We start from the raw sequence: 11,543 nt of genomic DNA on the forward strand, positions 1-11,543 counted from the left end.
ATTGTGAGCAGGGGCGGTGCGAAACTCCGCGGACGAGGGGGACCCATGGCGACGACGATCCGATCGGCGCGACAACTCGGCGCGCCGGAGCCCGGGCTCACGAGGCGGGCCCGCGTCGTGGTCGTCGGCGCGGGGGCCGCCGGCTCGGGCGCAGCCATGCAGCTGGCCGCCGCCGGCGTCGACACGGCGCTGGTGACCGGCGGCACGCTGCTCGACGGGGCCACCGCGATCTCGACCGGACGCCTCGACGGGTGGGCCGGGCCCCACGACCCCGAGGAGGCGCTGCGCAGGGGCCTCGGCGTCGCCGACCGGCGGGCGCTGAGCCATCTGCTGAGGACCGCGCCGCTCGTCCACGCCAGGGTCGCGGAGCTCCTCGAGCGCGCCGACGCGACTCGGCCGGGACGCCACGAGACCACCGGGCACCAGGTGCAGCGCGGCCTCGCGTCGGCGGTGCGCACCATGGCCGGGCGCCTGGGCACGCGCCTGCGGCTGGAGACCGGCATGCGCGGCGTCGACGTGCTCACCGACGACGAGGGCCGGGTCGCCGGCTTGCGCGCGCTGCGCTCCGATGGGGCGCTCGTCGACTGGCTGGCCCCCGTCGTCGTGCTGGCCGGCGGCGGGGCCGAGCAGTTCTGGCCGCGCACGACCGCCCCGGTGACCGCCACCGGCGACGCCGCCGCCATGGCGCTGCGCGCCGGCGCCGAGCTGCGCGACATGGAGTTCACCGCCTGCGCCCCGACCGCCGTCGACCTGCCGGACGAGCTGGCCCTCCCGCTCGACCCGGCGATCACGCTGGGCCGCGAACTGCGTCGAGCCGGGGCCGTGCTCGTCGACGGGCAGGGGCGCCCGGCGCTCGCCGGGCTCGGCGAGGACGAGCTGAAGCCCTCCGACGAGCTGGCGATGGCGGTCCACGACTGGCTGGCCGGGCACGCCGGCCAGCGCCTCCTCCTGGACGGCACCCGCATCGGCGAGTCCAGCTGGGCCGCACCGCCCCTGTCCGCGACGCTGGCCGCCTGCCGGGCGCACGGCATCGACCCGGCGCGCGAACCGGTGCCGGTCCGGCCCGCGGTGCAGACGATGATCGGCGGTATCGGCGTCGCCCCGGACGGCTCGAGCACCGTCCCCGGGCTCTACGCGGCCGGCGAGGCCGCCTGCACGGGTGCCCGCGGCGCGGCCGGCCCGTCGAACGCCGGCCTGGTCGAGGCCCTCGTCGGCGGGTTCACCGTCGGCGCCCGTCTGGCGCGGACGGCGGACTCCTTCGACGAGCCCGGCACGCCGGTCGAGCGCACGCCCGGCGGCTGCGTCCCGGCGGCCGCCCGGCCGCGCATCACGGGGGCCGGCCGGGCCGTCGGCCTGGCGCGCGAGCACACCGAGCTCGCACGGGCCGCCGACGAGCTCGTCGGGCTGCCCACCGGCGCCCCGCTGACCGGGGCGGCGCTGTCGACGACGAACCTGCGGCTGGTCGGCGCGACCGTCGTCGCCGCAGCGAGGGCCCGTCCCGAGAGCCGTGGCTGGCATCGGCGCACGGACCATCCGGGCACGAAGGACGCGTGGAGGCGCACCGTCCGCATCGCCCTGGACGACGACGGCCGCATGCGGGTGCGCAGCACCCCGATCCCCTGAGCGCCGCCGGACGATCGTCCGGCCTCTCCCGCCTCGCTCCTTCCTCTTGCGTCAACACCCGGGACGCATCCGGGGCGACAGCACAGAAGCGAGGTGGGAACAGGGGAACGGGGTGCGAGCAGGGGAACGAGTACGACTCGCCCGCCCTCCGGCCCCGGGCGGTCAGCGGACCGCGGAGCCCACCGAGCCGTCGTCGATGCTGATGTCGGGGCTCGACGGGGAGGACGTCTCCGTCCCCAGCGGGCTGGCCGTGTCGAAGTCGGACTGCCACTGCTTCAGCCCGACGGTCCGCTCGTTCTTGAAGGCCGTGGCGATCATCAGCTTGATGCGGTTGAGCTGGTTGACCTCCGAGGCGCCCGGGTCGTAGTCGATCGAGGTGATGTTGGCCTGCGGGTAGAGCTCGCGCAGCGTCTTGAACATGCCGCGCCCGACCACGTGGTTGGGCAGGCAGGCGAACGGCTGGGCGCAGATGATGTTCGGCGTGCCGTGCTCGATGAGGTGCATCATCTCGGCGACGAGCAGCCAGCCCTCGCCGGCCTGGGTGCCCAGCGAGATGACCCTCTGGGCGCGGGCGGCCATGTCGTGGATGCGCTCGGGCACCTCGAACTTGCCGTTCGTGGCGGCCAGCGCCCGGTCGGCGGTCCTCTGGGTCTGCTCGATGTACCACAGCGCCAGCCTCTTGAGGTACCGCCCGGACCTGTCGAGGCCGAAGTTCTCGTAGCGCCACTGGCCGGTCTCGAGTGACTGCAGGAAGAAGCCCATGAGGCCGGGCATGACGGCCTCGCAGCCCTCGTCCTCGATGACGCCGATGACGTTGTTGTTGGCGTCGGGCTGGAACTTCACGAGGATCTCGCCGACGACGCCCACGCGCGGCTTGCGCGGGATGTCGAGCAGCGGCAGCTCGTCGAACTCCCCGACCATCCGGCGGCACAGCCATTTGAAGCCCACCCTGCGGCCCTCCGTCGGGGAGTACGAGGGGTCGGCCATGAACTCGCGCACGAGCGTGTTCCAGCGCCGGTAGAGCCGCATCGCCGAGCCCTCCTCGCGCTCGTACGGGCGCACCCGCAGGAGCACCTCCTGGAGCAGGTCCGTGAGGACGAGCCCCTGGATGGCCCCGTGGACGAGGCTCGGGGTCAGCTTGAAGCCCGGGTTGGACTCGAGGCCCTGGGCCGAGACCGCCAGCACCGGGACGTCCCCATAGCCGGCGGCCCGCAGGCCGCGGCGCAGCATGCCGACGTAGTTCGTCGCGCGGCACATGCCGCCGGTCTGGGTGATCGCCACGACGGACGCGGCGGGGTCGGCGCCGCCGGAGACGAACTTGTTGATGAGCTGGCCGATGACCATGATCGCCGGGAAGCAGGCGTCGTTGTTGACGTACTTGAGGCCGCACTCCATGTCATCGCGCGAGGCGTGCTCGAGCAGCTCCATCCGGTAGCCGGCCCGCCGGAAGAGCGGTTCGATGGCCTGGAAGTGGATCGGGGACATCTGGGGCAGGTAGACCGTGCGGGTCCTGCGCATCTCCTTCGTGTACGGCGGGGTGCTGCTCGCCGGCACCGTGACGAGTCCGGCGGCCGGGGCGGGGAGGGCCGTCGTGTCGACCTCGCGGGAGACCTCCTCGCGCTCGGCCGCCGCGGCGCGCAGCGAGCGCAGGCGGATCCGGGCGGCGCCGAGGTTGGAGACCTCGTCGATCTTCAGGACGGTGTAGATGTCGCCGGCCTGCTCGAGGATGTCCTGGACCTGGTCGGTCGTGACGGCGTCGACGCCGCAGCCGAACGAGTTCAGCTGCACGAGGTTGAGCCTCGGGTCGCGACGCACCTGGGCGGCGGCCTCGTAGAGGCGGGTGTGGTACACCCACTGGTCGCGCACGCGCAGGGGGCGGTCGAAGCCCGTGCTGCGCATGCCGTTGGTCAGCGCGTCCTCCGAGAGGACGACCATGCCCAGCTGGGTGATCTGGTCGGGGATGCCGTGGTTGATCTCGGGATCGACGTGGTACGGCCGCCCCGCCAGCACGATGCCCCGCATGCCGTGCTCGATCATGTACTGCATGGCGCGGTCGCCCTCGGCCCTGATGTCGGCCTTGGCCCGGTCGAGCTCGGCGAAGCCGGCCGCGACGGCCTCCCTCATCTCGGGCAGCCCGATCCCCCATGCGGCCAGGATCTCGACGAGTCGCTCGGCGAGCTTGTCGGGGTCGTTCAGGTTGAGGAAGGGGTCCATGAAGGTGACGCCGGGCTCGTGCAGCCGTTCGACGTTCTTCTCGAGGACCTGGGGGTAGAAGGCGACGATCGGGCAGTTGAAGTTGTTGTCCGCCTCGGCGATCTCCTTGCGTTCGTAGTTGACGCAGGGCATCCAGATGGTCCTCGCGCCGTGGTCGAGCAGCCACTCGATGTGACCGTGGGCCAGCTTGGCCGGGTAGCAGACGTTCTCGGAGGCGATCGACTCCATGCCCGACTCGAACAGGTCGTGGCTGGAGCGGCCGGACAGGAGCACCTTGAAGCCGAGCCGGGTGAAGATCGTGAACCACAGCGGGTAGTCCTCGTACATGCCCAGAGCCCTCGGCATGCCGATCTCGCCGCGGGTGGCCTTGGCGTCGGTGAGCCGGCGGTAGGCGAACATCCGCTTGTACTTGTAGTCGTACAGGTTCGGGGTCTCGCTCTTGCGCGGACGGGCGTCCAGGCTGGCGCCGCGCTCGCAGCGGTTGCCGGAGACCTGGCGGGAGCCGTCGTCGAAGGTCGTGATGGTGAGCTTGCAGTGGTTCTGGCACAGCTTGCAGATGCGCTGGCTGGACTCGACCGAGAAGCCCTCCAGGTCGCGGTCCATCATGGCCGAGACGTCGCCCGGGGCGGCGTGGGACCTGGCGATGAGGGCCGCGCCGTAGGCGCCCATGTGGCCCGAGATGTTCGGCCGCTTCACGTTGACGCCGGTGAGCAGCTCGAAGGCGCGCAGCACGGCGTTGTTGAGGAAGGTGCCGCCCTGGGCCACGACCCGGTCGCCGAGCTCGCCGGCGTCGCGCAGCTTCATCACCTTGTAGAGGGCGTTGCGCACCACCGAGTAGGACAGGCCCGCGGAGATGTCGGCGATGCCGGCGCCCTCCTTCTGGGCCTGCTTGACCGAGGAGTTCATGAACACGGTGCAGCGGCTGCCGAGGTCGACGGGGGCCGTGGCCTCCATGCCGACCCGGGCGAACTCGCGCACATCGGCACCCATCGTCTCGGCGAAGGTCTGCAGGAAGGAGCCGCAGCCGGCCGAGCAGGCCTCGTTGACGGCGATGGAGTCGACGACGCCCTCGCGGATCTTGACGAACTTCATGTCCTGGCCGCCGATGTCGATGACGCTCGTCACTCCGGGGCAGACGGCCTGGGCGGCGCGGAAGTGGGCCATCGTCTCGATCTCGCCCTCGTCGGCGTGCAGGGCCGTCCTCACGAGGTCCTCGCCGTAGCCGGTGACGCAGGTGCGGGCGATCGTCGAGCCGGCGGGCAGGGCCGAGATGACGTCCTGGGCGATGGCCACGGCGGCCTTGACCGGGTCGCCCTGGTTGGAGTCGTAGCTGGAGTGGACGATCGTGCCCTCGCCGTCGATGAGGACCGACTTGATGGTCGTCGACCCGGCGTCGATGCCCAGGTAGAGGTCGCCGACGGCCTCGCTCATGTCGGCCTGCTCGACGTCGACGACGCCGTGGCGCGCGTCGAACTCGGCGCGCTCGGCCTCGTCGAGGAACAGCGGACGCATCGTCTTGGACGCCACCGTCGACTCGCCGGCCCCGTCGAGCATCTCGGCGAGGTGACGCAGCGAGAGCGCCGGGCCGTCGGCGAGGAAGGCGGCGCCGACCGCGACGTACAGCTGGCCGTCGGCGGGGGTGACGTAGTCCTGGACGTGCTCGCCGAGGACCCGCCGGAACGCCTCGCGCAGCTCGGGCAGGAAGTGCAGCGGCCCGCCGAGGAAGATGACCTTGCCGCGGATCGGGCGGCCGCAGGCCAGGCCGGCGACGGTCTGGGTGGCGACGGCCTGGAAGACCGAGGCGGCGATGTCCTCGTGGCGGGCGCCCTGGTTGATGAGCGGCTGCACGTCGGTCTTGGCGAACACGCCGCAGCGCGAGGCGATCGGGTAGATGTTCTCGTAGCGGCCGGCGAGCTCGTCGAGGCCGCCGGCGTCGGTGCGCAGCAGCGAGGCCATCTGGTCGATGAAGGCGCCGGTTCCGCCGGCGCAGGTGCCGTTCATGCGCTGCTCGGGAGTCGGGTGCAGATAGGTGATCTTGGCGTCCTCGCCGCCGAGCTCGATGACGACGTCGACGTCCGGGTCGAGCTGCTCGATCGCCTCGGTCGCGGCGATGACCTCCTGGATGAAGCTGACGTTCATCATGCGGGCGATACCGAGACCACCCGAACCGGTCATGGCGACCTTGAGGGTGTCGTCGGGGAACTGCTCACCGATGTCGAGCAGGAGCCGCTTCATCTCGCCGCGAACGTCGGCGTTGTGACGCCGGTAATCGCTGAAGAGCATCTCGTGACCACGCATGACGACGGCCTTCACCGTCGTCGAGCCGACGTCGAGGCCAAGGCGCAGGGCTTCGTCAGTCATCCGTTGTTCTCCTTCGAGATCCGGTGAGCACCGTCCGAAAACAGAACGCTTGCTCTGTTTCATAGTAGGTCAGATCCGGCCCCTGTCACACCCCGATCCGTACCTCTGGACGCCGCGGCCGACGAGCGGGCCTGGCGCGGCGCAGGGGCACTGCCGCTGTTCCTCGTGGACAATGGGGGCACTGCCCGCGACGAACCCACCCCGGAAGACCCCGCCATGCAATCCCACGTGTCCCGCCGTGTCCGCCTGGCCGTCACGGCGCTCGCCTGTGCCCTCGGCTGTTCACCAGTGCTGAGCGGCTGCGGCGCGCCCGGCGCATCGACCGGGTCGCCCGCGGACGCGGTACAGGTCGTCCTCGAGGACCTCGTCGCGGCCTTTCCCGACGACGCCCAGGTGTCGGTCGTGACCGCCGACGGCGACGTCGTCACGGCCGGCGAGGTGCCTGAGAGCACCGCGTGGTCGACGATCAAGGTGCCGATCGCCATCGAGGCCCTGCGCGAAAGCGGGGACGAACTCGACGAGCAGGCGAAGCTGGCGATCACCGAGTCCGACAACGACGCGGCGAGTGCACTGTTCGAGACGCTCGGCGGCGGCTACCAGGCCAGCACCAAGATCGACAACCTGCTGCGCGAGGCAGACGACACGTCGACGCTGACCCTGCCCAATGCCGCGCTCGGCGGCGACACCGGTTTCGGCATGACCCAGTGGTCGAGTGCCGACCAGGCGCGGTTCGCCGCCTGGATGGCCTGCTCGGACGAGGACGCCGTGCAGCACGTCTACCGGCTCATGGCCGATCTGGTCGACTCGCAGGCGGTCGGCGTCGAGACCGTCGAGGGCGGGCACGCCAAGTCGGGCTGGGGCACCAACGAGCACACCGGCGTCTCGACGATGCGTCAGATGGGCACCATCGACACCGGCTCGGGTCTGGCCGCGATGAGCATCGTCATCACCGGGAGCGAGCTTGAGGACGTCACCGAGGAGATCGATGTGCTGGCCGACTGGCTGGCCGGGCACGCCGGCGAGCTGCCCGTCGTCAAGTGCGGCGTCGACGAGCAGTGACGCCGTTCCCGTCCCGACGGCCCCACTGGGGTGCGGCCGCGCCGGAGCATGCGGGGCCGGCGAGCCCCGTTGGGGGTGCGGCACATGGCTCGCAGCGATCAGCCATCGCGCCTGCTGAAGCCGAGCAGCCACAGCAGGTAGAGACCACCGATCGCCGAGCTGACCAGGCCGACGGGGATCTGGAAGGGGGCGAGCAGCCGCTGGGCCAGCAGATCGGCGGCGCCGAGCAGCGCCCCGCCCATCGCGACGGCCGGCCAGAGGGCGATCCCGGGCGTACCGGCCAGGCGGCGGGCCAGCTGCGGGGCGGCCAGGGCGAGGAAGCCGATCGGCCCGGTGACCGACACGACGGCCGCGACGAGCAGGACGCCGTAGACGAGCATGGCGAGGCGCTGCCGCCCCGGGCGCACCCCCAGGCCGGCGGCCGTGTCGTCGCCGAGTTCGAGAATGCGTGAGGGGCGGGCCAGCCAGGCCAGCTGCGGCAGCAGGACGACCAGCCCGGCCGCCAGCACCCCGGTCTGGGACCAGCCGATCGTGTTGAGGCTGCCGAACTGCCAGGCCTTCGCCGCCTCGGCGGACTCGAGCGGGGCGCGGCTGATGAGGTACTCGTTGACCGCCGAGATCATGGCGGCGATGGCGATGCCGGCCAGGACGAGGTTCTCGCCTGCCATGCCACGGCGGACCGTCGCCACGATGACGAGCGCCGCGGTGAGGAGACCACCGGCCACGGTGCCGAGGGCCAGTGTGGCGACACCGGGGGCGCCCATGCAGATGATGACGATGAGGCCGCCCGCGCTGGCGCCGGTGGTGAACCCGACGATGTCGGGGCTGCCCAGCGGGTTGCGGGAGAGCGACTGGAAGACGGCGCCCGACAGCCCCAGGCCGGCGCCGGCGAGCCAGGCCGCGATGGCGCGCGGGAGTCGCTGGTCGAGGACGATGAACCGGTCCGTCTCGGAGCCGCCGCCCTGCAGGACCTGGAGGACACCGGCGAGGTCGAGCTCGTAGGAGCCGGTCGCGACGGCCAGCACGGCGACGAGACCCGCGACGAGAACGAGGGCCGCAGTGACGGCCACGGCGCGCGGGCGCACCGGCAGGCGGGCGCCGGCGGGCAGGGGCAGCGATGGGGCCGCGGCTCCGTCGTGCCAGAGGTCCGTCCGCGTGCCGCCGTCCGGTCGGGTGCTCATCGTCCCCTCCTGTACACGACCAGGGAGAGCAGCACCGGCGCGCCGACGAAGGCCGTGACGACGCCCGCCTCGATCTCGTCCGGCCGGGTGATGACGCGGCCTGCGATGTCGGCGGCGAGCACCAGGATCGGGCCGCCGACGATCGACAGCGGCAGCAGGCGGCGCTGGTCGGGACCGACGACGAGCCTCAGGACGTGGGGGACGACCAGCCCGACGAAACCGATCGGCCCGGCCGCGGCGGTCGCCGCCCCGCACAGCAGGGTGATGGCCACCAGTGAGGCGGCCCGCACGAGGCCGAGCCGGGCGCCGAGGGCGGTGGCCTGCTCGTCGCCGAGGGCCAGGACGTTGAGACTGCGTCCGCAGGCCAGCGCGATGAGCAGACCGGCCGCGATGAACGGGGTGGTCCAGGCGAACGTGGCCAGGTCGCGGTCGGCGAAGGACCCGAGAGTCCAGAACCGGTAGGAGTCGAAGGCCGCGGTGTCGTACATGGTGACGGTGCCGGTCACCGCGTTGAGCGCCGCGGCGAGCGCGACACCGGCGAGGACCAGGCGCGCGTGTCCTGCGCCGGGTCGGCGCCTGGCCATCGTCTGGACGAGGAGGGCGGCCGCCGCGGAGCCGATGAACGAGAACCAGACGTAGCCGGAGACCGCACTCACACCCCCGACGGCGATGGCCAGGACGACGGCGAAGGAGGCTCCCGCGTTGACGCCCAGGACACCGGGCTCGGCGAGCGGGTTGCGGGTGAGGGCCTGCATGACGACTCCGGCCGCGCCGAGGGCGGCGCCCACGACGACGGCCACCACGGTACGGGGCAGCCGCAGCTGCCAGACGATGATCGAGGCGGCGCTGCGGTCGTGCGCGGCGAGCCCCTCCCACACCTGGGCGAGCGTGAGCTGGCGTGAGCCGATGGACATGCTGACGAACGCCAGCAGCACGATGACGGCGAGTCCGAACAGGACGCCAGCGGCTGTCCGGCAACGCTTTTCAGCTGACAGCGCAGGGATCTGAGACACACCGAGAGACTACTATCAGCAAGTTTAGGCTTACCTCATGACTGCACGTATTCAGCGCCGCACGTTCAGCCTCGGCGCCCTCGCCGCGGCCGCCGCCCTCGCCGGCTGCTCCTCCGACAACTCAGGCTCATCCGGCTCCGGATCATCCGCCTCCTCGACCTCCGCGCCGGCCAGCTACCTCGTGCCCCGCAGCATGGCCGAGGGCATGGGCAGTGGCGCCGCCGACGGCGCCTGGCCGCGCACCGTCGCCCACCACAAGGGGGAGACGACGATCGAGAACGAGCCGCAGCGGCTCGTCGTCATCTCGACCGGCCAGCTCGATGTCGCCCTCACCATGGGCATCGTGCCCGTCGGCTCCACCGGGGTCGACGGTTCCAAGATGGTTCCGCAGTACCTCTACGACGCCTTCCCCGACAACGCGGCCGGGCTGGACGCCATCACCTATGTCGGGAGCCGCACCGAGCCGAGCATCGAGTCGATCGCGAACCTCGACGCCGACCTCATCCTGGTGAACTCGGCCGGCAAGAACATCGACAGCCTCTACGAGAGCCTCACGGCGCTGGCGCCGACCGTCGTCACGAAGGGCACCGGGCTGTACTGGAAGCAGGACTTCCAGCTCATCGCCGATGCCCTCGGCAGGCTCGGCCAGGCGCAGGACTGGCTGACGAGCTACCAGGAGGACGCCGCCGGCTGGGGCGCCGGCCTGTCGACCGTGCCGACCGTCTCGTTCCTCAACAAGACCTCCGACCGGACCCGCGTCTACGGCCTGGCCTCGTTCCCCGGTTCACTGGCCGAGGACGCCGGCCTGAGTCGCCCCGACAGCCAGCGCTTCGAGGACACCTCGCAGGACATCGACGACGAGAGCCTCGACCAGGCCGACGCCGACTGGATCTTCTACGGCGTCCAGTCCGGCGACGGCAGCGAGGTGACCTCGCTGCCGCTGTGGGGCACCTTGGGCGCGGTGTCGAACGACCAGGCCGTGCAGGTCGACAACGACCCCTTCTACCTGAACGCCGGTCCCACCGCTGCCGCCACGGCGATGGCCGTGCTGAAGGAACACATCGGATGAGCCAGGTCCTGCGGGACGGCACACCCGGTTCGGGCCCGCAGGGCAGACCGCGGGCGACTCCCGGCCTCAGTGCGCGGGAGCTGGTGATGAGCTATCCGCACGGCGACCCGGTCATCGAGCACCTCGACGTGGACATCACCCCCGGCGCGTTCACCGTCATCCTCGGCCCCAACGCCTGCGGCAAGTCGACCCTGCTGCGCGCGCTGAGCAGGGTGCTCGCCCCCGCCGGCGGGCAGGTGCTGCTGGACGGGCGCGACGTGCACTCGTATTCGCCGAAGGCGCTGGCCCGGCGGGTCGGTTTCCTCGCCCAGTCCTCGCTGGCCCCGGACGGCATCACCGTGCGCGAGCTGGTGGCGCGCGGCCGCTACCCCCATCAGGGCCTGCTGCGGCCCTGGTCGGTCGAGGACGAGAAGCAGGTGCGCATCGCGATGGAACGCACCCATGTGGCCCCGCTGGCGAAGCGACCGGTGACGAATCTGTCGGGCGGCCAGCGCCAGCGGGTGTGGATCGCCATGGCCCTCGCCCAGCAGACCGACGTCCTGCTCCTCGACGAACCGACCACCTATCTCGATCTGGCCCACCAGGTGGACGTCCTCGACCTGTGCCGCGAGCTCAACCGCGAACTGGGGACGACGATCGTCGCCGTGCTGCACGATCTCAACCAGGCCTGCCGCTACGCCGACGAGATCATCGCCATGCGCGACGGCACGATCCTGGCGAGCGGCGCACCGGCCGATGTCGTCACGCCCGAGCTGGTGGAGCAGGCCTATGGGCTGCCGGTCAGCGTCCTCACCGACCCGATCACCGGCACCCCCCTCGTACTGCCGCAGGCGCCGCGCCGGAGCTGACCGGAGCACCCGGAGCCGGCCCCGACCCGATCGACCCGCACCCACTCGGAACCGCCCAGCCCCGGCCGAGAGACCCGCCGGAAGCTACACTGCACAGCTATTGAACAATGTTCAGCCCTGTGCTACACTGCACAGCTATTGAACAATGTTCAGCCCTGTGAGGGTGCTTGTCTGG

7 protein-coding genes are annotated in these 11,543 nt (G+C 71.6%); 4 read left to right on the forward strand and 3 right to left on the reverse strand.

Annotated features, from left to right (window positions below):
- Nucleotides 1-45: 45 nt before the first annotated feature.
- A complete protein-coding gene (locus tag K336_RS14325; RefSeq protein WP_043150252.1) occupies nt 46-1,623 on the forward strand; it encodes an FAD-binding protein in 1,578 nt (525 codons plus the stop codon).
- Between the two features lie 162 nt (nt 1,624-1,785).
- Here K336_RS14325 and K336_RS14330 read toward each other — a convergent pair whose 3' ends face one another.
- Nucleotides 1,786-6,198: an acyl-CoA dehydratase activase-related protein gene (locus K336_RS14330; RefSeq protein WP_081660569.1), complete on the reverse strand. Its 4,413-nt coding sequence runs from the start codon at nt 6,196-6,198 to the stop codon at nt 1,786-1,788.
- 216 nt (nt 6,199-6,414) lie between these two features.
- Here K336_RS14330 and K336_RS16795 point away from each other — a divergent pair, with 216 nt between their 5' ends.
- Complete coding sequence (locus K336_RS16795) at nt 6,415-7,257, forward strand: serine hydrolase (protein ID WP_155944980.1); 843 nt, start codon at nt 6,415-6,417, stop codon at nt 7,255-7,257.
- Nucleotides 7,258-7,355: 98 nt separating this feature from the next.
- On the opposite strand, the gene K336_RS14340 is transcribed toward K336_RS16795, so the two are convergent.
- Entirely contained in the window at nt 7,356-8,438 is a 1,083-nt protein-coding gene (locus K336_RS14340) for a FecCD family ABC transporter permease (RefSeq protein ID WP_081660570.1), read from the reverse strand.
- On the reverse strand, nt 8,435-9,451 hold the full coding sequence (locus K336_RS0104285; protein WP_028706375.1) for a FecCD family ABC transporter permease: 1,017 nt from the start codon (nt 9,449-9,451) through the stop codon (nt 8,435-8,437). The genes K336_RS14340 and K336_RS0104285 overlap by 4 nt, the downstream gene beginning before the upstream one ends.
- A gap of 37 nt (nt 9,452-9,488) precedes the next feature.
- Here K336_RS0104285 and K336_RS0104290 point away from each other — a divergent pair, with 37 nt between their 5' ends.
- Entirely contained in the window at nt 9,489-10,520 is a 1,032-nt protein-coding gene (locus K336_RS0104290; protein WP_028706376.1) for an iron-siderophore ABC transporter substrate-binding protein, read from the forward strand.
- Nucleotides 10,517-11,368, forward strand: coding sequence for an ABC transporter ATP-binding protein (locus K336_RS0104295; RefSeq protein ID WP_043150254.1), 852 nt, complete (start codon nt 10,517-10,519; stop codon nt 11,366-11,368). The genes K336_RS0104290 and K336_RS0104295 overlap by 4 nt, the downstream gene beginning before the upstream one ends.
- Nucleotides 11,369-11,543 lie beyond the last annotated feature (175 nt).

It is taken from the genome of Propionibacterium acidifaciens DSM 21887, assembly GCF_000426605.1.
Taxonomy (GTDB): Bacteria; Actinomycetota; Actinomycetes; order Propionibacteriales; family Propionibacteriaceae; genus Propionibacterium; species Propionibacterium acidifaciens.

Excerpts from the sequence above, each read along its gene's own strand:
- K336_RS14325 (WP_043150252.1), top strand. The coding sequence starts at position 46 with ATGGCGACGACGATCCGATCGGCGCGACAACTCGGCGCGCCGGAGCCC.
- K336_RS14330 (WP_081660569.1), bottom strand. The coding sequence starts at position 6,198 with ATGACTGACGAAGCCCTGCGCCTTGGCCTCGACGTCGGCTCGACGACG.
- K336_RS16795 (WP_155944980.1), top strand. The coding sequence starts at position 6,415 with ATGCAATCCCACGTGTCCCGCCGTGTCCGCCTGGCCGTCACGGCGCTC.
- K336_RS14340 (WP_081660570.1), bottom strand. The coding sequence starts at position 8,438 with ATGAGCACCCGACCGGACGGCGGCACGCGGACGGACCTCTGGCACGAC.
- K336_RS0104290 (WP_028706376.1), top strand. The coding sequence starts at position 9,489 with ATGACTGCACGTATTCAGCGCCGCACGTTCAGCCTCGGCGCCCTCGCC.
- K336_RS0104295 (WP_043150254.1), top strand. The coding sequence starts at position 10,517 with ATGAGCCAGGTCCTGCGGGACGGCACACCCGGTTCGGGCCCGCAGGGC.